The sequence below is a fragment of the Sinanaerobacter chloroacetimidivorans genome (assembly GCF_018128545.1).
GTDB lineage: Bacteria > Bacillota > Clostridia > Peptostreptococcales > Anaerovoracaceae > Sinanaerobacter > Sinanaerobacter chloroacetimidivorans.
In genome coordinates this window covers 25334-51876 of record NZ_JAGSND010000025.1, presented here as the reverse complement: position 1 = coordinate 51876, position 26543 = coordinate 25334, and the positions used below count along the sequence as shown (strand labels likewise).

At 42.8% G+C, this 26543-nt stretch carries 29 protein-coding genes, 2 tRNA genes and 1 rRNA gene; 25 read left to right on the top strand and 7 right to left on the bottom strand.

Annotated elements, in window-relative coordinates:
* Positions 1–87: 87 nt before the first annotated feature.
* The 8 genes from rrf to KCX82_RS21245 all read left to right on the top strand — a co-directional run bounded on the left by rrf (position 88) and on the right by KCX82_RS21245 (position 4801).
* Positions 88–204 (top strand): 5S ribosomal RNA (gene rrf, locus KCX82_RS21280).
* Positions 205–213: 9 nt separating this feature from the next.
* A tRNA-Glu gene (locus KCX82_RS21275) sits at positions 214–288 on the top strand.
* A gap of 8 nt (positions 289–296) precedes the next feature.
* A tRNA-Leu gene (locus KCX82_RS21270) sits at positions 297–379 on the top strand.
* Between the two features lie 714 nt (positions 380–1093).
* A complete protein-coding gene (locus KCX82_RS21265) occupies positions 1094–1531 on the top strand; it encodes a LytTR family DNA-binding domain-containing protein (protein WP_227020481.1) in 438 nt (145 codons plus the stop codon).
* A gap of 22 nt (positions 1532–1553) precedes the next feature.
* Positions 1554–2018 (top strand): DUF3021 domain-containing protein, encoded by a 465-nt coding sequence (locus KCX82_RS21260; RefSeq protein WP_227020480.1) that lies wholly within the window; start codon positions 1554–1556, stop codon positions 2016–2018.
* 180 nt (positions 2019–2198) lie between these two features.
* Positions 2199–3113: an ABC transporter ATP-binding protein gene (locus KCX82_RS21255; protein ID WP_227020479.1), complete on the top strand. Its 915-nt coding sequence runs from the start codon at positions 2199–2201 to the stop codon at positions 3111–3113.
* Positions 3110–3964 carry an ABC transporter permease gene (locus tag KCX82_RS21250; protein WP_227020478.1) on the top strand — a complete coding sequence of 285 codons (855 nt, stop codon included), beginning with the start codon at positions 3110–3112 and terminating at the stop codon, positions 3962–3964. Before KCX82_RS21255 ends, KCX82_RS21250 begins: the two co-directional genes overlap by 4 nt.
* Positions 3965–4069: 105 nt before the next feature.
* On the top strand, positions 4070–4801 hold the full coding sequence (locus KCX82_RS21245; RefSeq protein ID WP_227020477.1) for a 4Fe-4S binding protein: 732 nt from the start codon (positions 4070–4072) through the stop codon (positions 4799–4801).
* 60 nt (positions 4802–4861) lie between these two features.
* On the opposite strand, the gene KCX82_RS21240 is transcribed toward KCX82_RS21245, so the two are convergent.
* Both KCX82_RS21240 and KCX82_RS21235 read right to left on the bottom strand, forming a co-directional pair.
* Complete coding sequence (locus KCX82_RS21240; RefSeq protein WP_227020476.1) at positions 4862–5269, bottom strand: bacteriohemerythrin; 408 nt, start codon at positions 5267–5269, stop codon at positions 4862–4864.
* Positions 5270–5344: 75 nt separating this feature from the next.
* Positions 5345–5731 carry a desulfoferrodoxin family protein gene (locus tag KCX82_RS21235; protein WP_227020475.1) on the bottom strand — a complete coding sequence of 129 codons (387 nt, stop codon included), beginning with the start codon at positions 5729–5731 and terminating at the stop codon, positions 5345–5347.
* A 181-nt stretch (positions 5732–5912) separates the two neighbouring features.
* Between KCX82_RS21235 and KCX82_RS23075 the strand changes: the two genes are divergently transcribed.
* The 4 genes from KCX82_RS23075 (at position 5913) to KCX82_RS21220 (ending at position 9373) form a co-directional block, all read left to right on the top strand.
* Positions 5913–6047: a hypothetical protein gene (locus tag KCX82_RS23075; protein WP_264373353.1), complete on the top strand. Its 135-nt coding sequence runs from the start codon at positions 5913–5915 to the stop codon at positions 6045–6047.
* A gap of 216 nt (positions 6048–6263) precedes the next feature.
* On the top strand, positions 6264–7577 hold the full coding sequence (locus KCX82_RS21230) for a phenylacetate--CoA ligase family protein (protein ID WP_227020474.1): 1314 nt from the start codon (positions 6264–6266) through the stop codon (positions 7575–7577).
* Positions 7577–8008, top strand: coding sequence for an ACT domain-containing protein (locus KCX82_RS21225; RefSeq protein ID WP_227020473.1), 432 nt, complete (start codon positions 7577–7579; stop codon positions 8006–8008). Before KCX82_RS21230 ends, KCX82_RS21225 begins: the two co-directional genes overlap by 1 nt.
* Positions 8009–8218: 210 nt before the next feature.
* Positions 8219–9373: a M20 family metallopeptidase gene (locus tag KCX82_RS21220; protein ID WP_227020472.1), complete on the top strand. Its 1155-nt coding sequence runs from the start codon at positions 8219–8221 to the stop codon at positions 9371–9373.
* Between the two features lie 53 nt (positions 9374–9426).
* Here KCX82_RS21220 and KCX82_RS21215 read toward each other — a convergent pair whose 3' ends face one another.
* Entirely contained in the window at positions 9427–9999 is a 573-nt protein-coding gene (locus tag KCX82_RS21215) for a hypothetical protein (RefSeq protein ID WP_227020471.1), read from the bottom strand.
* A gap of 219 nt (positions 10000–10218) precedes the next feature.
* Here KCX82_RS21215 and speD point away from each other — a divergent pair, with 219 nt between their 5' ends.
* The 6 genes from speD (at position 10219) to KCX82_RS21185 (ending at position 15694) form a co-directional block, all read left to right on the top strand.
* Positions 10219–11013 (top strand): adenosylmethionine decarboxylase, encoded by a 795-nt coding sequence (gene speD, locus KCX82_RS21210; RefSeq protein ID WP_227020470.1) that lies wholly within the window; start codon positions 10219–10221, stop codon positions 11011–11013.
* Positions 11014–11035: 22 nt separating this feature from the next.
* Positions 11036–11914: a polyamine aminopropyltransferase gene (speE, locus tag KCX82_RS21205; protein WP_227020469.1), complete on the top strand. Its 879-nt coding sequence runs from the start codon at positions 11036–11038 to the stop codon at positions 11912–11914.
* Between the two features lie 332 nt (positions 11915–12246).
* Positions 12247–13203, top strand: coding sequence for a GTP 3',8-cyclase MoaA (gene moaA / locus KCX82_RS21200; RefSeq protein ID WP_227020468.1), 957 nt, complete (start codon positions 12247–12249; stop codon positions 13201–13203).
* 1 nt (position 13204) lies between these two features.
* Positions 13205–13684, top strand: a complete 480-nt coding sequence (gene moaC / locus KCX82_RS21195; protein ID WP_227020467.1) for a cyclic pyranopterin monophosphate synthase MoaC — start codon at positions 13205–13207, stop codon at positions 13682–13684.
* Positions 13685–13746: 62 nt separating this feature from the next.
* The gene (locus KCX82_RS21190; RefSeq protein ID WP_227020466.1) at positions 13747–14175 is read left to right on the top strand and encodes an MOSC domain-containing protein; all 429 of its coding nucleotides are present in this window, start codon (positions 13747–13749) and stop codon (positions 14173–14175) included.
* Positions 14176–14296: 121 nt separating this feature from the next.
* On the top strand, positions 14297–15694 hold the full coding sequence (locus tag KCX82_RS21185) for an oxaloacetate decarboxylase subunit alpha (protein ID WP_227020465.1): 1398 nt from the start codon (positions 14297–14299) through the stop codon (positions 15692–15694).
* An 82-nt stretch (positions 15695–15776) separates the two neighbouring features.
* Here the strand turns inward: KCX82_RS21185 and KCX82_RS21180 are convergent, their stop codons facing one another.
* Complete coding sequence (locus tag KCX82_RS21180) at positions 15777–16025, bottom strand: DUF6485 family protein (RefSeq protein WP_227020464.1); 249 nt, start codon at positions 16023–16025, stop codon at positions 15777–15779.
* Positions 16026–16140: 115 nt separating this feature from the next.
* Positions 16141–16833, bottom strand: a complete 693-nt coding sequence (locus tag KCX82_RS21175; protein ID WP_227020463.1) for an MgtC/SapB family protein — start codon at positions 16831–16833, stop codon at positions 16141–16143.
* A 256-nt stretch (positions 16834–17089) separates the two neighbouring features.
* On the opposite strand from KCX82_RS21175, the gene KCX82_RS21170 reads away from it, so the two are divergent.
* The gene (locus KCX82_RS21170; RefSeq protein WP_227020462.1) at positions 17090–17809 is read left to right on the top strand and encodes a Fic family protein; all 720 of its coding nucleotides are present in this window, start codon (positions 17090–17092) and stop codon (positions 17807–17809) included.
* Between the two features lie 80 nt (positions 17810–17889).
* On the opposite strand, the gene argH is transcribed toward KCX82_RS21170, so the two are convergent.
* On the bottom strand, positions 17890–19248 hold the full coding sequence (argH, locus tag KCX82_RS21165) for an argininosuccinate lyase (RefSeq protein ID WP_227020461.1): 1359 nt from the start codon (positions 19246–19248) through the stop codon (positions 17890–17892).
* Complete coding sequence (locus KCX82_RS21160) at positions 19199–20467, bottom strand: argininosuccinate synthase (protein WP_405127718.1); 1269 nt, start codon at positions 20465–20467, stop codon at positions 19199–19201. Before KCX82_RS21160 ends, argH begins: the two co-directional genes overlap by 50 nt.
* A 304-nt stretch (positions 20468–20771) precedes the next feature.
* On the opposite strand from KCX82_RS21160, the gene murB reads away from it, so the two are divergent.
* The 6 genes from murB to whiA all read left to right on the top strand — a co-directional run bounded on the left by murB (position 20772) and on the right by whiA (position 26472).
* Entirely contained in the window at positions 20772–21683 is a 912-nt protein-coding gene (gene murB / locus KCX82_RS21155) for a UDP-N-acetylmuramate dehydrogenase (RefSeq protein ID WP_227020459.1), read from the top strand.
* A gap of 116 nt (positions 21684–21799) precedes the next feature.
* Positions 21800–22603, top strand: coding sequence for a PHP domain-containing protein (locus KCX82_RS21150; protein WP_227020458.1), 804 nt, complete (start codon positions 21800–21802; stop codon positions 22601–22603).
* Between the two features lie 67 nt (positions 22604–22670).
* Positions 22671–23522, top strand: a complete 852-nt coding sequence (gene rapZ, locus KCX82_RS21145; RefSeq protein WP_227020457.1) for an RNase adapter RapZ — start codon at positions 22671–22673, stop codon at positions 23520–23522.
* Positions 23523–23547: 25 nt separating this feature from the next.
* The gene (locus tag KCX82_RS21140) at positions 23548–24540 is read left to right on the top strand and encodes a gluconeogenesis factor YvcK family protein (RefSeq protein WP_227020456.1); all 993 of its coding nucleotides are present in this window, start codon (positions 23548–23550) and stop codon (positions 24538–24540) included.
* A gap of 53 nt (positions 24541–24593) precedes the next feature.
* Positions 24594–25415 (top strand): 3-keto-5-aminohexanoate cleavage enzyme, encoded by an 822-nt coding sequence (gene kce, locus KCX82_RS21135; protein ID WP_227020455.1) that lies wholly within the window; start codon positions 24594–24596, stop codon positions 25413–25415.
* Positions 25416–25506: 91 nt separating this feature from the next.
* Positions 25507–26472 carry a DNA-binding protein WhiA gene (whiA, locus tag KCX82_RS21130; protein ID WP_227020454.1) on the top strand — a complete coding sequence of 322 codons (966 nt, stop codon included), beginning with the start codon at positions 25507–25509 and terminating at the stop codon, positions 26470–26472.
* The last annotated feature ends 71 nt before the right edge of the window (positions 26473–26543 follow it).

Genomic DNA, 26543 nt, shown 5'->3' with positions numbered 1-26543 from the left:
TACTAATAGGTCGAACGCTTGACCAATGGTTTCAAGTAAGAATAGATATTTTGACATTGTTCGGTTTTGAGGGTACACACCTCAAGATCCGGTGACTATAGCAAGGAGGCTACACCTGTTCCCATCTCGAACACAGTAGTTAAGCTCCTTTGCGCCGATGATACTTGGCGGGCAGCTGCCTGGGAAAGTAGGACGTCGCCGGTTTTTTAATAAGGCTCCATGGTCAAGCGGTCAAGACACCGCCCTTTCACGGCGGTAACCCGGGTTCGATTCCCGGTGGAGTCACCAAATTATATGCGCGCGTGGCGGAATTGGCAGACGCACTAGACTTAGGATCTAGCGGGCGACCGTGGGGGTTCAAGTCCCTCCGCGCGCACCACAGAAAACACCTGAAAAAATGTAGGGTGTTTTTTTATTGTCATAAAAGAGGGACTTGAACCCAAAAGGGCGTCTACCGTTAAGAAAACAGTCCGTGGACTGTTTTTAGGTTGGCGGTCCAAGCCGCGAAGATGGCGCAGGACGGCAGACACGAAGTGGCTGTATAAGTCCCTCCGCGCGCACCACAGAAAACACCTGAAGGAATGTAGGGTGTTTTTTTTATTAACATTAAAGAGGGACTTGAACCCAAAAGGGCGTCTACCGTTAAGAAAACAGTCCACGGACTGTTTTTAGGTTGGCGGTCCAAGCCACGAAGATGGCGCAGGACGGCAGACACGAAGTGGCTGTATAAGTCCCTCCGCGCGCACCACAGAAAACACCTGAAGGAATGTAGGGTGTTTTTTTTATTAACATTAAAGAGGGACTTGAACCCAAAAGGGCGTCTACCGTTAAGAAAACAGTCCACGGACTGTTTTTAGGTTGGCGGTCCAAGCCACGAAGATGGCGCAGGACGGCAGACACGAAGTGGCTGTATAAGTCCCTCCGCGCGCACCACAGAAAACACCTGAAGGAATGTAGGGTGTTTTTTTATTGTCATAAAAGAGGGACTTGAACCCAAAAGGGCGGGTTGCGTAAGAGAAAACCGCATGTTATGCTGTTTATATACAGTCATTGAATTTACGAATCTCCATCAGTAAGCACGAGGTGAATAAAGATGAAAATCATTATTGAAGAACCGAACAGCGAGGGCGAAGAAGAGATCATCATCCGGTGCAGGCAGATGAGCAGTGAGATTCTTCAGCTTATTAACGCTATTAAAACACAGAAGCAGATGGTAATCGGATATGAGAACAGCAATATTCATAGAATCAATCCTATGAACATTTATTATTTTGAAGCTGTCGATAATAAAGTATTTATTTATTGTAAGGAAAAAGTTTATGAATCAAAACTGAAGTTATATGAAATTGAAGAAGTCTTCTCCAACAGCGACTTTCTTAGAGTTGCAAAATCTGTCATATTGAATATAAAGAAAATAACATACCTGAGTCCTGCTTTTAGCGGTCGTTTCGAGGCCACTCTGGACAACGGTGAGAAAACCATTATATCCAGACAGTATGTGTCGGATTTGAAGAAAAAATTAAGAGTATAAGGGACAGAAAGGAGAGAGAATTATGTCATTTAAAGAACTGTTAAAATTAATGATTCGTGATTTCTTTGTCATTACAGCGGGTATTGTTATTTCCGTAGCTATCTTCTGCTCGGCCTTTTATCCTGAAGAATTGTTCCCCGTTGAATTTTTCTGGAATATTATTTCGCTTGGTATAATGTCGTCCCTACCCCATTTCATTTTCTATTCCGAAAAGGAGCTAAATAAGCGTCAGATGCTGACCAGACAGGTGATACATTTTTCTATTATACTTTTAATTTTGTTTACTGTAGGTTACTCCTGGGGATGGATCGCCACCGGGAATATTCTTCAGCCTGTGGTCTTTTTCCTACTGGTTACTGCTGTCTATTTAGGCGTAAAAGTATTAGCCTTTCAAAATGATCGAAAAATGGCGGACTTATTAAATCGAAAGCTGGGGGAGTTTCATAATCTAAGTGGCCAAAGTATGGATAAAGAACGGAAGGAATAAGATGCGAATCGAAAAATATATGATGCGAATCGAAATTTAGTTATAAATTGAGCGGTAGGCTAATGCAGCTTACCGCTTTTATTTTGCAGCTTACCCTCTACCTGGTTCAGGATAGCTGCAGCATGTTGAAAACAGCGGTCAGAGTCAATATACTGACACCATCGAAAGGAGTTTTAGTATATGAGCAAAATAATTGAAGTAAGAAATCTGAGAAAGAATTACGGAGATCTTGAAGCGGTAAAGAATCTAAGCTTTTATGTGGAAACAGGAAAGCTGTTTTCGTTTTTAGGTCCCAATGGAGCCGGCAAATCCACAACCATCGATATCCTGTGCACCTTATTGGCTTCCGACAGCGGAGAAGTGATCATTGATGGGAAGGAATTAGGAAGAGAGGATGATAAGATCCGAAAAGAGATAGGAGTCGTATTTCAAGACAATATGCTTGATCCATTGCTTACCGTAAGAGAAAATCTAAGCCTCAGAGCCGGATTCTACATGTCGGGAAAAGAAAAAATACATCAGGCAGTTCGAAATGCAGCAGGGATAACGGAGCTTGTAGAGTTTCTGGATCGTCCTTATGGGAAGCTTTCCGGCGGACAGAGAAGAAGAGCGGATATCGCGAGAGCACTCATTCATACTCCGAAAATTTTATTTTTAGATGAACCCACCACAGGGCTGGACCCCCAAACAAGAAAAAGCATATGGGATACCATATTAAAACTGAAAGAAGAAGAGCGGATGACCATATTTCTGACTACGCACTATATGGAGGAAGCGGCCGGCTCGGATTACATCATTGTTATTGATAAAGGCGAAATTGCTGCAAAAGGTTCACCGTCTGAGTTGAAGGAACAGTATGCTAAAGATCTGCTTCGTCTTTTTTGCTCACGGGAAGAAGAAGTAAGAGAAATCTTAGATCAATTACATCTTGGTTATGTGAAAATGGCAGACCAGTTAGAAATACGAATACCTTCAACGATTTCAGCGCTTCCGATTCTTGAAAAATGCAGGGACTCAATTACAGGCTTCGAAGTTGTAAGAGGAACCATGGACGATGCTTTCATCGGCATTACCGGAAAGGAGTTACGGGAATGATTACCTTTGCAAAACGAAATTTGTTATTGTTTTTCCGGGACAAGAGTGCTGTTTTTTTCTCTTTGCTTGCAGTGCTTATTATTATAGGGTTATATGCTTTATTTTTAGGTGATGTTTGGATGGAAGATCTGCCTGAGATTAAAGATGCCGAAACTTTAATGGACAGTTGGCTGATCGCAGGTCTTATGGCTGTAACCACAGTAACTTCTACCATGGGCGCTTTTGGCATCATGGTGGAGGATAGAGCAAAAAAGACAAATATGGATTTCTATGCAGCACCCGTGAAAAGAAGGAGCATTACCGGCGGATATTTTGCAAGTGCTTACATCATTGGAATCATAATGAGTCTGATCACTTTCGTCTTCTCAGAGTTGTATATCCTGATGAACGGCGGGGAGCTTCTTGGCGCTGTCTCAATGTTCAAGGTCTTTCTGCTGATACTACTGTCGGCGGCAACCAATACGGCATTGGTAAGCTTTATCGTTTCCTTTTTTTATAGCCAGAATGCCTTTGCCGCAGCCAGCACCATTATCGGTACTCTCATTGGTTTTATCACAGGAATTTATCTCCCAATTGGTACATTGCCCGAAACAGTACAGTTTTTCATAAAGATTTTTCCTGTTTCTCATGCTGCCGTACTATTCCGCCAGATCATCATGGAGAAGCCCCTCAATGTTTCCTTCTCCAATATTCAGGCTGATTATGTGAACCAATTCAAAGAATCCATGGGAGTTACCTATCAATTTGGAGGAGAGACTTTGACGCCGCTTTTGAGCATACTGATCTTAACTGCTTCCGCCATCCTTTTTTATGGGTTGACGATATTAAATCTATCCAGGAAAAGAAAATAAAGACCCTTAGGACAATTGTACAATTTCGTGCTAAAATAGAAATGAAAGTTACTTAAAAAGTATAAAAATCAGATGACTCTCATGGAAGGAGGGCCGAGGAGGCCGATGAAAAAAAGACAAAGAATAAGAAATCTGATATTATTATTATCATTTTTGCTGTTTCCGGTTACACAGTTCTATTTTTCCCCTTATTTAATTATTTGGGGTGCATCTCAGGGAATGATTACTGCAAGCTTCTTCACATTTGCTGTTTTCCTGTTTGGTTCACTGTTTGTGGGGAGGGCTTTCTGCGGATGGGTAATGCCCTGCGGAAGTTTTCAGGAATTGTGCTTTCAGGTAAATGATAAAGAACCGAAAACGGGCAAGCTGAACTTGCTGAAATTTGTTATCTGGGTTCCATGGCTGATTACTATATTTGTCATGGCCCTACTAGCGGGCGGTTACAAAAGAGTAGAATACTTTTTCGCCATGGATCATGGGATTTCTGTCAGCAATATCTATGCGTACATAATTTATTATGGAGTCCTTCTGCTGTTTTTACTGCTGTCTCTTATTTTTGGAAAAAGAGCGACTTGCCATTATATTTGTTGGATGAGCCCCTTTATGATAATCGGAAGGAAGATCAGCAATTGGATCAATCTGCCGTCTATTCGGTTAAAATCCAAAAAGGAGAATTGTGTACAATGCGGTAGCTGCAGGAAAGCCTGTCCTATGAGCCTTGAAGTGAACAAAATGGTAACGGAAAAGAATATGGAAAATTCGGAATGCATTCTCTGCGGGAAATGTGCCGATGTCTGCCCCAAAAACGTCATAACAATGTATTTTGGAAGGCTGTAATTACAATAAAAAACTTACCGGGCTGCTTCCAGGCAAGTTTTTTGTTTAAGTATTGGACCCTTAACGATTTCTGTTATTCGCGTAGATTCCGATTTTCTTGTCTTCGATTGATATGTGCTTCAGCAGCCAATCCACCACCATCTGATTTGCATTGAGAATCACAATAATGTTTCCGCCGGAAGCGCTGTATTCTTTCTTTAATTTATCGAGCTCCATAATAAAATTTGCGTGAAGCTTTTTCTGATCCTCATATCCGGGATAGTTGATACTTTTCATGTAAGACTCTTCATCACGGAAATGCTGTTTGGTATATTTGTCTAAGAAGTCAAGCATCTCAGATATGAATTCCTTAGACTTATTGTTTTTACCGGCTTCGAAGAGCTGGTTTGCTTTATCAAAAAGTGTCTTGTGCTGATCATCGATCACACCAACGCCAACCGCTAAATTATCAGTCCATTCAACTGCCATGTTTTTCACCGTCCTTTTGATTCATAAATTTAAAAAGAAAAACACCCTTTGCCAGGGTGTTTTTCCGGCAATGATTTATATATCAGCTTTCCATAATCCATGAAGATTACAGTATTCAAAAGCGGTGACCGCAGTTTCCCCGTCACTCAGCGCAAAATACGCTTTTGGCTCTGCGCCGACTTCCAGATAACGAAGCTGTCCGCCAGAATTGGTCTGCAGATATACCCATGCGATATGGTGTTCTTCCAGCATCGGATGAGCAACACTTCCAATGGATACGGTTACTTTATTTCCTTCAACTTCAACTACAGGAACATGTTTTTCTTTCGCTCCGTCTGATGTATTTGCAACAAGCTCTGCCATATCCTCTCCGCAGCATACGACAGGAACTCCTGCATCGAATAATTTTGTAATAATATTTCCGCAGTGTTTACATCGATAAAATTTTTGTTCTTTACTCATTTTTTAATCCCCTTTCCAAAAGTAACATTATTTACCGTAATTATACCACATTATTTTTATTATAAACCAGATTTATCCGATAAATGCAGTCAATTTCTAAAATATGAGGAATAACAAAGGATTGACATAAGAATCATAATAAAGTACTATTTTATTCAATGTGAAAAAATAAAAATAAATCATGATAATGATCATTGTAGCGAAGGTGGATCATAAATGGATAAGAATCAACAGGACATGGAAAACACAACTGCAAGCCGCCATGCATGAAATTCATAAAAAGCAGAGCAGCATGGTAAATGGCATGATAAACTGAGGGATACCGGGACAAGTCGAATATGGAACTTGAAAGGCATAGCATAGTGTGCTATGATAAAAATGTAGGTAAGTAGTTAACGTAGCGATTTTGACATAGGGAGCATGAATATTGGAACCGATACTTCTATTTGCCATAGATAGGTATCGGTTTTCTTGTTTTGATGACTTATGGAAAGATAATAGAAAAGAAACACTTTAGGAGGTATGCAGGAAAATGACTGACAGTAAAATCTGGAGCAGGGAAGAAACATTTCAAAGAGAAGAATTTCGATCATTACAGCTGGAACGGCTGCAAGCAACTGTAAACCGGGTATATGACAAAGTACCTTATTATAAAAACAAGCTGCAGGAAGCGGGAGTAGAACCCGGCGACATTAAGACCCTGGAGGATATTCAGAAACTGCCCTTTACGGTTAAAGCTGACTTCAGAGATACCTATCCTTTTGGGCTTTTTGCTTCAACCAGAAAGGAAATCGTTCGCTTTCATGCATCCTCCGGAACCACTGGGAAACCAACCGTTGTAGGATATACAAGAAAGGATATGGATACCTGGTGCGAATTGATCGCCAGACTGGTTACCATGGCAGGGGTAACAGATGAAGATACGGCACAGATTTCCTTCGGGTATGGCCTTTTTACTGGTGCCTTTGGTCTGCATCAGGGACTGGAGAGGGTAGGTGCCTCTGTTATTCCCATGTCCAGCGGTAATACCCAGAAGCAGATCATGGTTATGCAGGACTTTGGAACTACCACACTGATCAGTACTCCTTCCTATGCGTTACATATGGCAGAGGTTGCATGGGAGATGGGAATTGACCCCAAAAAGGATCTGCATTTAAAGTGGGGACTTTTCGGGGGAGAAGGTTCCACAGAGGCTATGAGAAGGGAACTGAATGAGAACTGGGGACTGTTTGCAACGGAAAACTATGGCATGAGTGAACTGATCGGTCCCGGAGTTTCCGGAGAATGTCAGGCTCTGAAAGGAATGCACATCAGTGAAGATCATTTCCTTCCGGAAATAATAGATCCCGCTACGGGAAAAGTATTAGGTGAAGGTGAGGTCGGAGAACTGGTCATTACCACCATAACCAAGGAAGCGCTTCCGATATTGAGATATCGGACAAAGGATATCACTTCCTTGCATTATGAGACCTGTGATTGCGGAAGAACTACTGTTAGGATGTCAAAAATCCAGGGAAGATCCGACGATATGCTGATCCTGGGCGGTGTCAACGTATTCCCTTCACAGATCGAAGAGGTGCTCTTAAATATTGAAGGTATCGGCCCCCATTATCAAATTAAGGTATTTAAAAAAGGATATCTCGATAAAATAGAAGTAGATGTAGAACTCATCGACGCCAATCTTCTGGAATCCTTTACCCTGTTGGAAAGCTTGAATAACAAAATAAAAAACCAGCTGCGTACGGTTCTGGGAATTGACGCCAAGGTAAATCTGGTAGAACCGAGAGCACTGGCCAGATTTGAGGGGAAAGCGAAGAGAGTCATTGATATGAGGGAGGAACAATAATGTTGATTAAACAGATCTCAATTTTTATTCCGAATAAAAAAGGCAGTCTGTCACAGCTTACCGATATACTGATTGCCCACAATATCGACATTCGAGCTATAGCTGTTTTTGATACCTCAGAATTTGGAATCCTGAGAATTGTTGTAAACAATCCGGATAAAGCATTGGAAGTTTTAAAAGAGGAGGGCTTCGTGGCAAAGGTAAGCAAAGTTCTTGCCGTGGAACCTGATGACGAGCCTGGGAGCCTGAACAGGATTTTTACCGTATTGAAGGACAATGAAATAAATATTGAGTATATTTATTCATTTGTTATGAGAAAACGAGAAATGCCATATATTGTATTAAAGGTGGATGAACAGGAAAAGGCGGCGGATATCCTTGCAAAGAATGGAATTAACGTTGTCAACAAAGAAGAGGTGTACGGAAAATAAGGGAATCCATATCAGAAGTGGATCCGATGGATCGTGCCTCTGGCAGCCATAAGGTGGATTATAGGCGGCATATTTGTTGTTATCGCAGATATGATCAAACTTGGTCCTTATTAAATAAATAAATCTAATAGACGAAAGCAGCGGCTGTCTTATCATAAATAGCTATATTGGAGATAGCCCCTTTATCTTAATACCGGGAAGAGGTTCACTATGAAAGAGAAAATCACAAAGGAAATTGAAAACAACCTGGATAGCCTTGTTTCTATCAGCAAATGCCTTTACGAACATCCTGAATTGGGAGGAGAAGAATACCTTGCCGCGAAAACCCTGACTGATGAATTAAAAGACAGGGGGTTTCAGGTAGAGGAAAAGATCTGCGGACTTGAAACTGCATTTCGTGCTGTTTACGACAGTGGGAAAGCAGGTGCATCCGTAGCATTTTTCTGTGAGTATGATGCACTTCCAAGCATTGGACACGGCTGCGGCCACAACTTAATTGCCTCCATGTCTCTGGGAGCGGCCATCGGCCTGAAGTCTGTTCTAGATGAGATTGGAGGAAAAATCTTCGTTTTCGGAACGCCCGCAGAAGAAACCAATGGTGCAAAGGTGCAAATGGCCAGAGAAGGTATTTTTGACGGAATTACCGTTGGGATTATGACCCACCCAAGCCCGGTTACAGAGGAAAGCGGAACATCCATGGCGCTTTATCCTATGAATTTTCAGTATCGGGGCAAAGCCTCCCATGCGGCGGCTTCTCCGGAAAAGGGAATTAATGCGCTGGACGCTGTGATTCTGTTGTTTAATTCCATCAATGCGCTGCGGCAGCACGTGACAAGAGATGTGATGTTTCACGGGATCATTACGGCAGGGGGAGAAGCTCCCAATGTAGTACCCGATTTTACGGAAGCAAAGTTTTACATCCGGGCAGCCAATAAAAAGAACCTGATGGAAGCAGTGAAGAGAGTGGAAGATTGTGCCTATGGTACCGAAAGAATCACAGGAGCCAAGGTTACAATTTCTTGCTTTGAGGCTGTTTTTGACGATATGAGAACCAATAAAACACTTTCTGAGGTGTATAATAAAAACCTTATGAACCTGGGGGAAGATCGTATCAGTCCGGCCAGTGCGGGAATCGGATCTATCGACATGGGCAATGTGAGCCATGTGATCCCCTCGATCCATCCTTGGATAGGCTTTGGCGATGAAAATCTGGTCATTCACACCAGAGAATTTGCTGAGAGAACCATTACAGAGGAAGGTAAAAATTTAATCCGGAAAGCGGCCGCCGCCATGGCCATGACCGGTTATGACGTTATTACTTCCTATGAACTGCAAAAGCAGATCATAGAGGAATTTTTAAGGTAGAAAGGAAGGGGGAACCTTCCCGGAGCCGAAAGAGGCACCGGAAGGGATCACCGTCAGATCGAAAACTTCAATTTTAAGTTCCCGTTTTCACAGCCTAAATAGGAAAGGCTTAAGGAGGGCGGGAGCTTTTTTATGCCTTCTATTTTATCCAGATCGATCAGGACTTCATTCTTGTCGACCTGTATAAAATCCAATTTGGCCATTTCAGCTGCGGTTTCCAGATAGTTTCCTTTCAAGCCGGCTGCCTTTAGGGCCATGCTTTGAATAAAGTTTCCCTGGGATTTCACATCTTCTTTGTAGGAAAACCTGATTTTGTGTTCTTCTCCTTGAAAACGGAAATCTTCAATGGTGAGCATGCATTTTGCTGATATCTTTCCCAGCTGTTTGGCATTCAACTCCAGATCAAGGTATAGGGATCCGGTATTCATCAAGATCGAATAATCCTCCAGGTAAGGGGTTGTCTTGTCCATAATTAGCATTTTCAGATCACGGTTCACCATTTCCTGGGGAATTGAGAGTATCCCCATTTCAACTTCATAGGCATCGAATCTTTCCAAAAGTGACATGATCATTGTTTTATTACGGAGAACAAAACCCAACGTTTTTTTCAATCCTTCATCGGTCATTGCAAATCCTCACTTTCCGCATTTATTCCTGTAGTTACTATATAGAATATTATACCACAAAAGGGTAATTATAATCTCATGTCAAAAGTGTTCGACAAAATTCCAGCTTTTACTTCCAAAATATTAGCTGCAGTCCATTGCATTTTTGTAGTACAAGTGTTACAATGATAAACTGTACTAAAAGTATAATCAAAAAAGAAAGGTTGTGGGAATGTTAAATTGGAAAAATTACAGTTGCATGGGTTTAATAATCTGACTAAGACCTTGAGCTTTAACATGTATGATATCTGCTACACAAAAACCGTAGCGGACAGGAGAGCTTATATTGAATATATCGATGAACAATATAATGCTGCAAAATTGACGGAAATTTTGCGTAATGTTGTAGAAATTATAGGCGCAAAAATTTTAAACATTGCTGTTCAGGATTACGATCCTCAGGGAGCAAGCGTTACCATACTCATTTGTGAGGGAAGCGCACCTCCGGAGTCAGAGGTTCAGCAGTATAATACCGTTGATAACCCTTCTGTTGTGGCTCATTTAGATAAAAGCCATATTACAGTTCACACATACCCGGAATACCATCCCGACGGAGGGGTCTGCACTTTTCGGGCGGACATTGATGTATCCACCTGCGGAGAAATTTCACCGCTTATGGCATTAAACTATCTCATTGAAAGCTTTGCCGCAGACATGATGACTTTGGATTACAGGGTAAGAGGTTTTACCAGAGACATTACCGGAAAGAAAATGTTTATTGATCACAAGCTGAATTCTATCCAGAACTATATCAGGCAGGATTTGATTGATCAATATTACATGATCGATGTCAACGTATTTCAGGAAAACATTTTTCATACAAAATGCAAACTAAAAAGTTTTGACTTAGATAATTACTTCTTTAACTTCTCAGTGGATGATATTACCACGGAAGAAATTAATATGATCACAGCGAAACTAAGAAAAGAAATGGATGAAGTTTTCTACGGCAAAAACATGCCGGATAAAATTTGATGTTAAATGGAGGAAAAGAAATATGTTGTTAAAAAACAGTGATTTATGGTTTTCTGAGTATTATATGGATGATGATGTAAAACTGTCTTTAAAAATCGATGAAGTTTTGCATGTCGAACAAACACCATTCCAGAAGCTGGAAATGTTTCGAAATGAAACTTTCGGTGTTTTTATGGTTTTAGACGGATACACCCAGGTGACAGAAAAGGACGAGTTTGTCTATCATGATATGATCTGTCATCCAGCCATGGCTGTAAACCCCAATATTAAAAATGTTCTCATTATCGGTGCCGGAGACGGCGGAACAGCAAGAGAAGTAGCAAGGTATAAAACCATTGAAAAAATAGATATGGTAGAAATCGATGAAGCCGTAGTCAGAGCTTGTCAGAAGCACATGCCTACCACTTCAGCCGTTTTTACCAGTGAACCAAGATTAAACCTGATGTTTGCAGACGGATTAAAATTCGTAAAAGAAGCACCGGATGCAAGCTACGACCTGATTTTGGTAGACTCCACCGACCCTGCCGGTCCTGGAGAAGGACTCTTTACGGTAGGATTTTATCAGGACTGCTATCGCATCCTGACCGAAAATGGCATCCTGATCAATCAGCACGAAGGTGCTTTCTACGAGGGTGACATAGAAGAGATGAAAAAGGCTCATGCGAAAATCAAAAAGACCTTCCCTATCGCGAAAGTATTTGGATTTAATACGCCAACCTATGCATCAGGGTATTGGTATTTCGGATTCGCATCCAAATCTCTTGACCCTATTGCGGATTTGAAGCCGGAAGAATGGAAGAAGTTCGGGCTGACCACCAGATATTACAATCTGGATCTGCATAAAGGAGCATTTGCACTCCCGAATTATGTACAGGATATTTTGGCTTCGGTAGGAGTATAAGAGCCAGAAAATATGATAAAATGGAGAAACCAGACAAAATGGTTTCTCTTTTTTTTATTAAGATTCCATTGGACACCACTATTGAAAACATAAAGTATGTAAGTTAAAGGTAAGACGCATCAGCCAGGAGGTTTTTATTTTTATGGAATAAAATCTCCCGATGTGGTAAAATGTTATCAAAATTGACCGACGTATTTCATGCGGTCAAATTTAAATGATACAGGGAAAAATTGAGATCAGATCGATTGCAGATTCTGTCTCAAAATATTCACGAATGATGACAGTTCGCAATTGAATCTACAACAATTGAACGAGCTAGTACGGGGGAAGCGATGAAGGACAGTTTTGGCAGAGAAATCAGCTACATGAGAATATCCGTTACAGACCGATGCAATCTTCGGTGCAAATACTGCATGCCGGAGGAGGGTGTCGAAAATTTGGGACATGATAAGATCCTGACCTTTGAAGAAATCACACGAATCGTAAAAGCTTCAGTCGAGCTGGGGATAACAAAATTCCGACTTACCGGAGGGGAACCCCTTGCCAGGAGAGGAATTGTTGATCTGGTAGACCGACTGGCAACCATAGAGGGTGTAAAAGAGCTTACCATGACTACCAATGGTATTTTACTTGGTGAGTTTGCACATGATCTGAAAAAAGCAGGTCTCAATCGTGTGAACATCAGCCTGGATACCTTACAGTATGAAAAATATGAAGAAATCACAAGAGGGGGAAACTTGGATGATGTTTTTGCCGGAATCCAGGCCGCTCTTGAAGAAGGACTTACACCGGTGAAGCTGAATGTGGTGGCTATTTCAGGCTTTAATGATGATGAGATTCTCGATTTTGTACAATTAACCTGCAATCATCCGCTGGATATTCGCTTTATCGAGCTTATGCCGATAGGCCATGCTGCGGCGGAAAACCATGAACAATTTCTTTCCAGTCAGGAAATCAAGAAAAAACTTCCTTGTTTGATTCCACAGGAACAAAACGGTGTGGCAGAGTATTATCGGTACCCAGAAGCGCTGGGAAAAATCGGCTTTATCAGTCCTATGAGCTGTCATTTCTGCAATGACTGCAACAAAATCAGACTTACTGCCGACGGAAAGCTGAAACCATGTCTGCACACCAATCAGGAATTTGATTTACACAAAGCACTGAAAACAGATGACGATGAAATGCTGAAGGAGGCAATTAAAGAGGCCATACTCGGAAAAGAGGACCGTCACCATCTCAATGAAGGAGCGGACCCTATCCAGAGGGATATGAATAAAATTGGAGGCTGACATGAAGGAGTTTACACATTTGGATGAAAAGGGAAGACCGAGAATGGTGAACGTCGGCGATAAAGAGGATACGAAACGGATAGCCGTTGCCAGGGGGAGCATCTATATGAAGCCGGAAACCCTGGAACGAATCAAAGAGGGAACCATCTCCAAAGGGGAGGTCCTGTCCGTGGCCCAAACTGCCGGAATCATGGCGGCTAAGAATACGGCCGGCGCCATTCCTATGTGCCATAACATTTTCATTACCGGAGTGGATATGGACTTTATCATAGATGAGGAGAAAGGGGCAGTTCACATCGAAGCATCTGCAAGTACCATCGGGAAAACCGGGATTGAGATGGAATCTCTTCATGCGGTATCGATAGCGGCGCTTACCATTTATGATATGTGTAAGGCTATTGACAGAGGAATGCGAATAACGGATATCCGGCTGGTAAGAAAATCCGGTGGAAAATCAGGTGAATTTATTAACGAGGTATAGAGGCCTTGTATTTTAAAATACAACCGTTAATTTGCAAATAAATCAATAAGGAGGTTTTGCATATGGCTAAGGTTTTAGCAGTAAATATCAGTGATCGGAAAGGCGTCGTCAAGCACCCGGTGGATCAGGCTGAGTTTATCCAGGGCGGAATTAAAGGAGATGCGCACTGCGGTGCAGACGACATCAGACAGGTCAGTCTGCTGGCGGACGAGAGTGTGGACAAAATGAGAGAAATGGGACTTTCTCTTGGTGCAGGGGTATTTGCAGAAAACATTACCACTCAGGGGATCGAATTGAAGACACTGCCTATCGGAACAAGACTGAAGATCGGTGAAACCATTCAGGAGGTTTCCAAAATAGGCAAGGAATGTCATCATGGATGTGCTATTAAACAGCAAACAGGTACCTGCGTGATGCCGACGGAAGGCATTTTTACCAGAGTGATACAGGGCGGTATTGTGAGGCCCGGAGATTCCATTGAAGTGATTTAGTTATATTGTATACTTAAAAGGAATTGTATTGATTTTCGTAATATCCGTCTATATAATGTAATAAATGTAACAAATAATGTAAAAAATAAGATCAGCAGAAGACTAAAATATGGAGGGAAAAATGTCCAAAATAAAGATAACGGAAACTATTTTGAGAGATGGCCATCAGTCCTTGATAGCGACCAGGATGAAGACAGAGGAAATGCTTCCAATTCTTGAGGTTCTAGACGGCGTTGGCTATCACGCGTTGGAAATGTGGGGTGGGGCGACCTTTGATGCCTGCCTGAGATTTCTGAACGAAGATCCTTGGGAAAGGCTCAGAACCATTAGAAAGAATGTTAAAAATACAAAACTGCAAATGCTTCTGAGAGGGCAGAATCTGCTCGGATATAAGCACTATGCTGATGATGTGGTGGATGAATTCGTCAATAAAGCTATCGGAAATGGTATCGATATCATCAGAATATTCGATGCACTCAATGACACAAGAAATCTTCAAAGATCCATCGAAGCAACGAAAAAATTCGGCGGACACGCTCAGGGAACCATTTCCTATACCATCAGCCCAGCGCATACCAATGAAGTTTTCATTAAACTGGCAAAAGAAATTGAAGACATGGGAGCTGATTCACTCTGCATTAAGGACATGGCAGGATTGCTCAGCCCGTACAATACCTATGAACTGGTAAAGGAAATCAAAGCTTCTATCAAAATTCCACTGGAGCTTCATACTCATGCCACCAGCGGACTGGGGAGTCTTACCTATATGAAGGCAGCAGAAGCCGGCGTGGATATCATTGATACTGCGTTGTCTCCATTTGCAGAAGGGACATCTCAGCCTCCAACCGAACCTTTTGTTGCAGCCTTCAAGGGTACGGAATACGATACAGGCCTGAATATGGAATTATTAAACAAGGCAGCGGAATATTTCAGACCAATCAGAGAGAAATACATTGCATCAGGACTTCTGGATCCGAAGCTGATGGGTGTTGATATCAATACGTTGATTTATCAGGTTCCGGGCGGCATGCTGTCCAACCTGGTTTCCCAGCTGAAGCAGTCCAATGCCATGGACAAATATGAAGAGGTACTGAAAGAGGTTCCAAGGGTCAGAGAGGATCTTGGTTATCCGCCTCTTGTAACCCCGACAAGCCAGATCGTCGGTACCCAGGCTGTTCTGAATATTGTTACCGGAGAACGTTACAAAATGGTACCAAACGAAGTTAAGCAGCTGGTAAAAGGTATGTATGGAAAGACTACCGTACCCATCAAGGATGAAATCGTAAAGAAAATCATCGGAGATGAAGAGGTTATTACCTGCAGACCTGCAGATTTGATCGATCCCGAGCTGGAAAAGATTAAAAAAGAGGTTGCCCAGTATGTAGAGCAGGATGAGGATGTTCTCACCAGAGCCTTATTCCCGCAGCCCTCCATCGAATTCTTCAAATACCGCAATGCCAAGCGATATCAGATCGATTCCACTTTATTAAATGAAGAGGATATGGTATATCCGGTATAGAGTGATACACTACTGAAATAGAAAGGGATGTTACCCAATGTCAATCATTTGGATAACATCCCCTTTTATGTATTTGATTATTTTAAAGTTCCATAAGATTCTTGGCTTTTTCTATGACTTTTCGGGCAAAGGCTTCCATGGAATAATCCGTGTGGCTGCCAGAGCCATCTTCATCCACCTTGCAGAAAAAACATGGCGGAATTTCGTTGCTCTTCAAACCTTCTTCGACACAAGTGTTACAGCCTTTTTCCCTGATTGCCGGATCATTGAATTCTTCATATTTGTTGACCGGACAAAAGGGCGAACTTGACATACAATCTCTAATTGGCATAATGTTCACTCTCCTTCAATAAAATTTGAAAATGAATAAGATTTCCTCTATTGAGTTCATTTATACCAACTATATTCTATTTTAAACTGAAAATCTGCTAACGTTGAGCAGTTTCTTATATTTCCTCTATGAGATAGATTCCTTTCTGTGCTTTCAGTTTTTCTATCACCTCTAAATGATCCATCTCTTTAGGTATTTTGATGGAAAGGTGAAACCCGATCTCCCCCGTTGACACGGTGTTGGTTTTGCTCAGCTGGGTGTCTTGAATGCGGATATTCAATGATTTTACATAACAAAGAAAATCATTGAGTCCGGATAAGGAGTCCAGCTCGATATATAAATCCATAATTCTTGAACGGTGATAGAAAAAGGTTTCCACTTTTGGCAAAAGTGCCAAAGCGATATAAACCAAAAGCACCGTCATAAAAGCACCGGAGTAAAACCCGATGCCTAATGCAAGGCCGATGCAAGCAGAGGTCCAAAGACCCGCCGCTGTGGTAAGGCCTTTAATTTTGTGACCGCCGGTTACCAGGATGGTGCCTACGCCAAGAAAACCAACTCCGGTAATAACCTGTGCGCCCATTCGGGAGGGGTCGGAAATTTCTGTTATGTTAGTGAAGATAAATTGGTTAGTGAGCATGGCAAGGCAGGCCCCTATGCATACCAGGATATGGGTACGAAAGCCCGCGGCATGCTTGTTTGCACCACGTTCTAGGCCTATGATGCCGCCGAAGACTACGGCAAGAAACAGGCGGAAGGCTACGGTAAACAGGTTGACATCATAAAAATATTCAGGTAAGCTCATCATAAAAATTACTCCATTGATTACGACAGGAATGAACTGTTTCCTGTATCAGAGAGATCTCCTTATTGCATAAGATCTCAGAATAAATTGAGGTCGGGGCAAGATTTTCTATATTATACCATATTTTTATTTTTTGTGATACAATTGACTAAAAGCAAACGCCATATTCATTTTTTGTACTTACCGACGATTTTATTCAGCAGTTTATTCAGAAATGCTGTATAATGCTGTTACCATCATAAGAAAGAAGGTGTAATCATTGTTCCGGGAAATTAAGAAAAAGAAACTGATCCTCGACAACAGGAAGCCTTACACCAGGGAAATCGCAAATTATATTGATGAGCTCAATGTGGTAGACTGGATTTACACCACCCTGCGTCTGGATGGCAGCAATATTGGTAAAATCAGTGTTCAGAGAATCCTCAAGGGAGAGCTCGTTTCAGAAGCAACACTGAATGATCATGCGAATATCGGGAATTATCACGATACCATAAAGCTTGCTTATGATATGGCAGACATGGAAATTGAGCTCAACGAAAAATATCTCTTCCGGTTTTATCAGAGCTTTGCAAAACCGGAAAAGCTGGAATACCGAAGAACCAACCCCGTACTTTTTATGCTGGATTATAATCCGCCTCACCCCAGTGAAATAGAAGAGCAGATGGATATTTTAATTCAATGGATGAATCTCGATGATTTTCAGGGGAATCCCATTCTCCGGGCTGCCTACCTGCATAATAAAATCATTGAAATTTATCCCTTTGAGACCCATTCAGAAGCCGTAGCCAGAATGGCCATGTATTATGAGCTGATAAAAAACGGATATCCGCCGGTACTGTTGAGTCTCAGCGAGTCTGAATATTATTCGGCTGTGAGGCAATACCTTAGAAACGAAAAAATCCAGCCCATGTACGAACCTCTGGAACGAGGTGTGTACAATAAGCTGGAAATTCTGATGCAATTAACGGCAGTTCATTAAGTCCTGCAATTAACGGCGGCTAATTAGGTCTTGTGCAATTAACAGGGGATCCTTGCGACTTTTGCGAGGATCGGTGCTCCTTACGACTTCGCCGCCAGCATTTGCTCCACGCTCTCAAAGGATGTGGAGCCTTTTGATTTTTTGGCTTTGATACAAGATCTGATGTCGATTTTCTCGTAGATATCTTTTTCAAATTTCTCGGAAAAACCTTTGAGTTCTTCCATTGTAAGCTCTTCAATGGCCTTCCCGTTTTCAATACAGTAAAGCACCATCCTGCCGATGATTTCATGACAGTCACGGAAGGCGAGTCCTTTGGAAACCAGATAATCGGCAGCATCCGTTGCATTCATAAATCCGGATTTTGCAGCCTTCTCCATGATCTGAACATTGACTTTCATCGTTGTAATCATTTGAATGAAGATTGCCAGTGAGCTTTTGAGGGTGTCCCCTGCGTCGAAAACCGGAAGCTTATCCTCTTGCATATCCTTGTTGTAGGCCAGAGGAAGCCCTTTCATAAGGGTGAGCAATGTCATGAGATCCCCATAGACTCTTCCTGTTTTTCCCCGGATCAGTTCAGCCATATCCGGATTCTTTTTTTGGGGCATGATGCTGCTGCCTGTGCTGTATCCATCATCCATTTCAATAAACTGAAATTCCGTAGAACTCCAGATAATCAGCTCTTCGCAAAAACGGGACAGATGCATCATGGCGATGGAGCAGCTGCTGATGAATTCTATGGCAAAATCCCTGTCGCTGACAGCATCCATGGCATTATCGCAGAGTCTGTCAAAGCCAAGCTCATCAGCCAGAAAATCCCGGTCGGTGTTGTAAGTAGTCCCTGCAAGGGCACCGGAGCCCAAAGGAAGGGTATTGGTGGTCTCATAGCAGAACCGGAATCGTCTTACATCTCGATGGAACATTTCCCAGTATGCCATGAGATAAAAAGCAAGGGTAACGGGCTGTGCTCTCTGAAGGTGGGTATATCCCGGCATTACCGTATCCTGATGCTCTTTTGCCAGGGTGACCAGTGTTTGCTTCAGTTCCTCCAGCAGTTCGACTACATGATTGATTTCATCTTTTAGATAAAGACGAATATCCACTGCTACCTGATCATTTCTGCTTCTTGCGGTATGGAGCTTTTTCCCCAGGGGCCCCAGCCTTTCCGTAAGAATACTTTCGATGTTCATATGAATATCTTCCTGCTCGATGGTAAATTCGATTTTCCCATCCTCGATATCCTTTAATATTTCAAGCAAAGAAGACTCTATTGCAAGAGCCTCCTCCTTATCTATGATTCCTTGTTTCCCCAGCATCCTGGCATGGGCAATGCTGCCGGTGATATCCTGCTTATAGAGTCTCTGGTCAAATTCGATTGAGGCATTGAATTCCTCAGCCAACGAATTCTCCGCCTTTGAGAACCTTCCTTTCCAAAGCTTCATTTTCCGTTTCTCCTCCCTTTTTGTTCTGCTTTTGTATTGCTCTGATCTTAAGAGGCAATGCGAATAGATTGATAAATCCTTCAGCATCCTTCTGGTTGTAAACTTCATCCTTGCTGAAGGTGGCAAACTCTTCGCTGTACAGAGAATTGTCGGATTTGGTTGCTGCCGGTGTGCAGCTTCCTTTGTAAAGCTTTACCTTTACGGTTCCCGTTACCATCTCCTGGGTTACGTTTACAAAGGCATCGATAGCCTCTCTGAGAGGAGTATACCACATTCCGTCATAAACCAGTTGGGCATATTTCTGAGCGATCAGATTTTTATACGCCATGGTGTCACGATCCAGAATCAATTTTTCCAAAGCGCTGTGAGCTTTGTATAAAATCGTTCCGCCGGGAGTTTCATATACACCTCTGGATTTCATCCCGACCAGACGGTTTTCAATAATATCTATGGTTCCTACTCCGTTTTCTCCGCCGATCTTGTTCAGTTCCGTCAGCAGTTCCAGCGGACTGAGAGGGGTTCCGTTCATGGCCACCGGCACACCTTTGACAAAATCGATTTCCACATAGGTCGGCTGATCAGGCGCCTTTTCCGGTGGTACGCTCATTACGTGAATATCATCTAAATGCTCGTTCCATGGACTTTCCAGATTTCCGCCTTCATGGCTGATATGCCAGATATTTTGATCTCTGCTATAGATTTTTTCCTTGGATTGTGCAATGGGAATTTGATGTTTCTCCGCATAGGCAATAAGATCTTCTCTGGATTCCAGATCCCAGATTCTCCAGGGTGCGATAATTTTAATGGAAGGATTCAGAGCCTTAATGGTAGCTTCAAAACGCACCTGGTCGTTGCCTTTTCCGGTGCAGCCGTGAGCAATATAATAGGCGCCTTCTGCTTCAGCGATCTCAACGAGCTTCTTTGCCATAAGGGGTCTGGCCATGGAAGTGCCCAGCAGATAATCATTTTCATAGACTGCACCTGCCTTCAGTGTAGGCCAAATGAAGTCTGTGATAAATTCATCCTGTATGTCGATTACATAGGATTTGGAAGCTCCGGTGGCATAAGCCTTTTTTTCTACCGCATCAAAATCCTCAACCTGACCGGCGTTGCAGCAAACCGCAATGACTTCATAATCATAATTTTCCTTTAACCAGGTTAAAATAATGGAAGTATCCAATCCACCTGAATAAGCTAATACAACTTTTTCTTTTCCCATTTTTAACATCCTCCTTTTTGGGCATCTATGTGAAATACATGTCCTTACTCTCGCTTATTGTTGCCTTTTGTTTTTTCAACTATGAAAAAGAGTATACCACTCATATTATGAGATTTCAAGAGGAAAAGTAAATATTTATTCAAATTATTTAATAATTATGCATATTTATTCATAAGAAGGCCGGAATACCTTGTCCAGTGAGGTTTGTCCGCTTTGGATAAAGGATTTCTTTGGTTTACTTTCTGAAAAATATTTAATATAATAAGATAGAAATTTACCATAACTCTCATCAGGAGGAAATGTTTTGAACAGAGATCAGATATTTGAACAGCTTACTTTACAAATAGATAAAAATAAAATTATGATGGATGCACCGATGAAAGAATATACTTCTTTTAAAGCTGGAGGAAATGCGGCGCTTTTGATTGAACCTCAGGACAAGGAACAGCTGGCTTATGCCATCAAGGTCCTTTCCGAAAATCAGGCGGATTATTTTATCATGGGAAACGGCACCAACCTTCTCATTAAAGATTCGGGTTATTCCGGAGCCATTCTCAAAATCGGCGCAGGTTTTGCCTCGATTCACGTGGACGGCACCCAGGTGGAAGCCGGTGCGGGGGCTTTGCTTTCTGCAGTTGCAAAAGAAGCACTGGAAGCATCCCTGACGGGTTTTGAGTTTGCTGCCGGGATTCCGGGCTCCATAGGCGGTGCGGCCTTTATGAACGCAGGAGCCTATGACGGGGAATTTTCCCAGATCATCGAATCCGCCGAAGTCATCAGCCGTGAAGACGGCAGGGTCATCACATTGAACAAGGAAGAAATGAACTTATCCTATCGGCATAGTATCTTTCAGGAAACAGGGGACATCATAGTGAAGGTAAAACTATCCCTGGAGCGGGGTGACAAGATAAAGATCAAGGAAAAAATGAAGGAGCTCTCTGCACGGCGTATGGAAAAGCAGCCTTTGTCCTTTCCCAGCGCAGGAAGCTTTTTTAAACGGCCGAAAGGGCATTTTGCCGGAAAGCTGATACATGATGCAGGGCTGAGAGGCTTGACCCTGGGAGGAGCCCAGGTATCACCTCTTCATGCAGGTTTTATCATCAATACAGGCGACGCGACGGCTGCTGACATCATTGATCTCATGGAAGTTGTGAAGCATACGGTATTCGACTCCTCCGGGGTCATGCTGGAACCGGAAGTGAGAATCATAGGCTGACGGAAGAAAGTATCCATTTCAGAATTCATATTTCTGAATCTGTTGATTGATTCACACTGAAGCTGGCTATAAATACCATATGAAAAATCAAATTGAAAACACAGGAGATGAACAGAGTGACAGGAAAGAAAACGAACACTCAGGACTTCAGGGATGCAACCCGATATCAAAACAGCATGCCTTACCAAATAACCTATGACCTGCATACCCACACCACGTATTCCCACGGAAAGGGCTCCATCGAGGATAATGTGAGGGCAGCCATTGCAAAAGGACTTTCAGCCGTCGGAATTTCCGACCATGGCCCTGGCCATGTGACCTACGGTGTCAAGAGAAAAAACATTGCCGTCATGAGAAAGGAAATAGAGGAACTGAAAGTTGTCTATCCTGAGATTGAGATTTTGCTGGGAGTAGAGGCAAATATTATTAATCCCAGCGGCCGGCTGGACGTGGATACGGAGGAATTGCCGGATTTTGATTATCTCCTGGCAGGTTACCATTACGGTGTCTTTGGAGAGAAACCGCTGAGTGCGATGAGAATTCATTCTCAGAATTATCTTTCCGGTATCTTGGGAAGAAGCGGGAAAAAACTGAAAAAAATCAACACGGAACTGGCGGTTAAGGCCATCTATGAAAATAAGATCAAAATACTGACCCATCCCGGAGACAAAGGGCCTTTTGATATTTATGAGATCGCCTTAGCCTGTGCGGACAAGGGAACCCTGATGGAGATCAGTACCTGGCATGATTACCTGTCAGTAGAGGGAATCAAAGCAGCGGCGAAAACAGATGCTCTTTTTGTGATCAGCAGTGATGCACATACTCCGGACCGCATCGGGGATTGTCAGGGTGCGGTAGCGAGAATCAAAGCAGCAGGGCTCGATTTTGAACGAGTGGTAAATTTAAAGACTGCGGAATAGACCTGCATGGTTCAGCAAACACATACGTATAGTGAAATAGAGAGAAAACTCTTAAGAGGACAAAACAATGGAAGTAATTATCGTAACAGGATTATCGGGAGCAGGAAAAAGCCAGGCCATAAACTGCCTGGAAGATATGGGCTATTACTGCATCGATAATATGCCTCCTGCGCTGATCAAAAATTTCATGGATCTTAGTATGCAGGACAAAATGAAAATAGAGAAGGCTGCTTTCGTGATAGATATCCGCGGAGGCGAGTTCTTTGATGATTTGAAATCCAGCCTGAGTGATTTGAAGCATGCGGGTATGAGATTTAAAATCATGTTTCTGGAAGCATCCGATGAGGTTCTGATCAGAAGATTCAATGAAACGAGAAGAACCCATCCCCTTGCCTGCGCTGGAAATACCTTGCAGGGAATCACGGAAGAACGGGAAAGACTTATGGAGATCAGAAAAATCTCCGATTATATTATAGATACATCCAATATGAAATCCGCCAAACTTTCGGAGGAAATCAAAAAACTTCTGCTTTCGGAGGAAGGCAGCCCCAGTTTTACCATCAGCATCCAGTCTTTCGGATATAAGCATGGAATTCCTCTGGATGCGGATATCGTATTTGATATGCGCTTTATCCCGAATCCGTACTACCTTGCCAGCATGAGAAAGCTCACAGGAAACAGTGAGAAGGTAAGAAATTACGTGATGAAGTTTCCTGAAACCAAGGAATTTGTCACACGAGTGCACGAGCTAATCAATACGCTGATCCCGTTTTACATCAGAGAAGGAAAGTCTCATCTGGTGGTGGCCTTTGGGTGTACCGGAGGTCAGCATCGCTCGGTGGCCATGGCCAACGAATTTTCCGAGAGATTTCTGGCTGAGGGAAAACGTGTTGTTACGGTGCATCGAAATCTTTCATGAATTCAGATAGAAGGGAAAACATAACATGAGAAACGGTCAGGGTATTGGGCCGAGAATCGTGGTAATCGGCGGAGGTACCGGTTTGTCGGTCATTCTTCGTGGTTTCAAGAGAATCACGGACAATCTGACAGCCGTGGTAACCGTTGCCGATGACGGAGGCGGTTCCGGTATTTTAAGAGAAGATTTGGGCATGCTGCCTCCCGGAGATATCAGAAGCTGTATTTTAGCTATGGCTGATGAAGAAGGGCTGATGATGGAACTGCTGAAATATCGGTTTACAGAAGGAATGCTGGAAGGACAGAGCTTTGGCAACCTTCTCATTGCAGCTTTAAACGGCATCTGCGGGAATTTTGATGAGGCTGTGGCCAAAACCCATGAAATTTTACGAGTAAGAGGAAGGGTGCTGCCGGTAACCGGCAGTAACATTCGTTTATGTGCCGAGCTGGAAAACGGCCATATCATTTGCGGAGAATCCCAGATTCAGCCGGAGGTTCAGCGGCTTGGAAGTGCCATCAGAAAGGTTTTTCTGGATCCGGAGAAGCCGAAAGCCAATCAGAAGGCCATTGAAGCCATCCATGAAGCGGATCTGATTGTGATGGGGCCGGGAAGCTTATTTACCAGCATCATTCCTAATTTTTTAGTAGATGGAATTTCCCAGGCCGTAACCGAGGCCAGAGGGAGAAAGGTATTGATCTGCAATATGATGACCCAGCCAGGGGAAACGGATCATTATTCCGTAATCGAACATGTGAAGCGTGCGGAAGAATATGCGGGGAAGGGAAACATAGAATACGTCATTGCCAATAATCAAGCGATTTCTGCGGATATTCTGGAACCTTACCGGAAGGATGGTGCGGAGCAGATCATTCCCAATGAAATGGATCGAGCCATTCTCCAAAGTGAGAATATCGTTTTAATAGAAAATAATTTTACCGAGGTAAAAAAAGGATACATACGGCATGACGCTCAGCGTATTGCCAGCATCGTCTCCAGTCTTTCCTGTGACTGGACGGATTAATCGTTTGTTTGTTTTATTTAATCTAAATATTTAATCTAAAGGAGAGCACAAAAATGGAAAAACTTATCATTTCTGCCGCTATTTGCGGCGCAGAGGTAACAAAGGAACATAATCCCGCAGTACCTTATACCGTTGAGGAAATTGTAAGGGAAGCAAAGTCCGCCTACGATGCAGGAGCAGCGGTGATTCACCTTCACGTAAGAGAAGATGATGGGACCCCTACCCAGAGCAAGGATCGATTTCAGGTATGCGTCGATGCCATTCTCAAGGAATGTCCTGATGCGATCATTCAGCCTTCAACCGGGGGAGCTGTGGGTATGACAGATCTGGAGAGGCTTCAATCCACTGAGATCCAGCCGACTCCCGAATTTGCCACTCTGGACTGTGGTACCTTGAACTTCGGCGGAGACGATATCTTTATCAATACGGACAACACCATATTCAACTTTGCAAAAATCATGAAGGAAAGAGGCATCAAGCCGGAACTTGAGGTTTTTGACAAAGGCATGATCGATATCGCTATGAAGGCTCACAAAAAAGGTCTTCTGGCAGAGCCTCTGCATTTTGATTTTGTTCTCGGCGTACAAATGACTGCCACTGTCAGGGATCTGGTTTTCATGGTGGGAAGCATTCCGGCCGGGAGCACCTGGACTGTTGCCGGTATTGGAAAGAGCGAGTTTGAAATGGCAGCTGCTGCTATCATCATGGGCGGCCATGTCAGAGTCGGTTTTGAAGATAATCTGTATCTGGAAAAGGGCGTTCTTGCTAAGAGCAACGGCGAGCTTGTAGAAAAGGTTGTCAAGATTGCGAAGCTCCTTGGCAGAGAAATTGCGTCGCCTGCCGAAGCCAGAAGGATCCTGAGCATCAGCAAATAACGTGAAAGCATATTCATAAAATATTTGAAACTGTAACATATGCTATAAAAAACAAAAGAAGCATCGTTATAAGTAACATAAAGAGGGCATCATGTCATTTTCAGCGAATACAAAAAATGAACTGTCTCGAACAGAATCGGAACGCAAATGCTGCAAGCTGGCGGAAATCGCCGGCTTTATCCGCATGTGCGGAACCATAAAGCTTTCAGGCGGAGGAAAAATCAATGTAAAGCTGCTGACGGAAAATCCGGCAGCGGCCAGACATTTCAAGCGGCTCATCAAAGATTATTTCGGTATCAATGCAAAGCTGATCATTGCTAAAGCCTCCATCCTAAAAAAAGGTCATTTCTACGAACTGATCATCGAATCGGAAATGAACGCCGAGCAGATTTTGAGGGAGACGGGAATTTTACTTGTTCGGGAAGGCTGCAACTATATCAGTGACGGGATCTTTTCCGACATTATCAAGACTAAATGCTGCAAAAGAGCCTATCTCAGAGGGGTATTCCTTGGGGCCGGAACCATCAGTGATCCGGAAAAAGGCTACCACCTTGAAATCGTGTGCAACAGCGAAGTACTCAGCAGCGATGTAAGGAAGCTGATTAACAGTTTTGGGCTGAAATCCAAGGTGGTTACCAGAAAGAAAAGCTTTGTGGTATATCTCAAGGAAGCGGAGCAGATCATCGATTTTCTGAATATTCTCGGTGCCCACGGTCAGCTTTTGGACTTCGAAAATATCAGGATCCTGAAAGAAATGCGGAATAAAACTAATCGCATCAACAACTGTGACAGTGCAAACCTGGATAAAACCATTAATGCTTCCGCAAAACAGCTGGAAAGCATCATGCTGATCGAGGAGACCAGAGGGATTGCGTCCCTGCCGGATAAACTCTATGAGACAGCCAGACTCCGGATGGAAAATCCCGAGGCTTCTTTGATCGAGCTGGCGGAAATGCTGGACCCTCCCATCGGAAAGTCCGGGATCAATCATCGGTTGAAGAAGATCGAGGAAATTGCTGAAAAAATACGTTTGATGCAAAATGAGAACATAAAATAGAAGAAAAATCTATAAAAGGAAATTAGCCGGAAAATTCCTGACATAATTAAAACCGCGTTTTAATATGGTGT

Coding starts and splice junctions, on each gene's coding strand:
- KCX82_RS21265 (WP_227020481.1), top strand. CDS start 1,094: ATGAAAATCATTATTGAAGAACCGAACAGCGAGGGCGAAGAAGAGATC.
- KCX82_RS21260 (WP_227020480.1), top strand. CDS start 1,554: ATGTCATTTAAAGAACTGTTAAAATTAATGATTCGTGATTTCTTTGTC.
- KCX82_RS21255 (WP_227020479.1), top strand. CDS start 2,199: ATGAGCAAAATAATTGAAGTAAGAAATCTGAGAAAGAATTACGGAGAT.
- KCX82_RS21250 (WP_227020478.1), top strand. CDS start 3,110: ATGATTACCTTTGCAAAACGAAATTTGTTATTGTTTTTCCGGGACAAG.
- KCX82_RS21245 (WP_227020477.1), top strand. CDS start 4,070: ATGAAAAAAAGACAAAGAATAAGAAATCTGATATTATTATTATCATTT.
- KCX82_RS21240 (WP_227020476.1), bottom strand. CDS start 5,269: ATGGCAGTTGAATGGACTGATAATTTAGCGGTTGGCGTTGGTGTGATC.
- KCX82_RS21235 (WP_227020475.1), bottom strand. CDS start 5,731: ATGAGTAAAGAACAAAAATTTTATCGATGTAAACACTGCGGAAATATT.
- KCX82_RS23075 (WP_264373353.1), top strand. CDS start 5,913: ATGATAATGATCATTGTAGCGAAGGTGGATCATAAATGGATAAGAATC.
- KCX82_RS21230 (WP_227020474.1), top strand. CDS start 6,264: ATGACTGACAGTAAAATCTGGAGCAGGGAAGAAACATTTCAAAGAGAA.
- KCX82_RS21225 (WP_227020473.1), top strand. CDS start 7,577: ATGTTGATTAAACAGATCTCAATTTTTATTCCGAATAAAAAAGGCAGT.
- KCX82_RS21220 (WP_227020472.1), top strand. CDS start 8,219: ATGAAAGAGAAAATCACAAAGGAAATTGAAAACAACCTGGATAGCCTT.
- KCX82_RS21215 (WP_227020471.1), bottom strand. CDS start 9,999: ATGACCGATGAAGGATTGAAAAAAACGTTGGGTTTTGTTCTCCGTAAT.
- speE (WP_227020469.1), top strand. CDS start 11,036: ATGTTGTTAAAAAACAGTGATTTATGGTTTTCTGAGTATTATATGGAT.
- moaA (WP_227020468.1), top strand. CDS start 12,247: ATGAAGGACAGTTTTGGCAGAGAAATCAGCTACATGAGAATATCCGTT.
- moaC (WP_227020467.1), top strand. CDS start 13,205: ATGAAGGAGTTTACACATTTGGATGAAAAGGGAAGACCGAGAATGGTG.
- KCX82_RS21190 (WP_227020466.1), top strand. CDS start 13,747: ATGGCTAAGGTTTTAGCAGTAAATATCAGTGATCGGAAAGGCGTCGTC.
- KCX82_RS21185 (WP_227020465.1), top strand. CDS start 14,297: ATGTCCAAAATAAAGATAACGGAAACTATTTTGAGAGATGGCCATCAG.
- KCX82_RS21180 (WP_227020464.1), bottom strand. CDS start 16,025: ATGCCAATTAGAGATTGTATGTCAAGTTCGCCCTTTTGTCCGGTCAAC.
- KCX82_RS21175 (WP_227020463.1), bottom strand. CDS start 16,833: ATGATGAGCTTACCTGAATATTTTTATGATGTCAACCTGTTTACCGTA.
- argH (WP_227020461.1), bottom strand. CDS start 19,248: ATGAAGCTTTGGAAAGGAAGGTTCTCAAAGGCGGAGAATTCGTTGGCT.
- KCX82_RS21160 (WP_405127718.1), bottom strand. CDS start 20,467: ATGGGAAAAGAAAAAGTTGTATTAGCTTATTCAGGTGGATTGGATACT.
- rapZ (WP_227020457.1), top strand. CDS start 22,671: ATGGAAGTAATTATCGTAACAGGATTATCGGGAGCAGGAAAAAGCCAG.
- KCX82_RS21140 (WP_227020456.1), top strand. CDS start 23,548: ATGAGAAACGGTCAGGGTATTGGGCCGAGAATCGTGGTAATCGGCGGA.
- kce (WP_227020455.1), top strand. CDS start 24,594: ATGGAAAAACTTATCATTTCTGCCGCTATTTGCGGCGCAGAGGTAACA.
- whiA (WP_227020454.1), top strand. CDS start 25,507: ATGTCATTTTCAGCGAATACAAAAAATGAACTGTCTCGAACAGAATCG.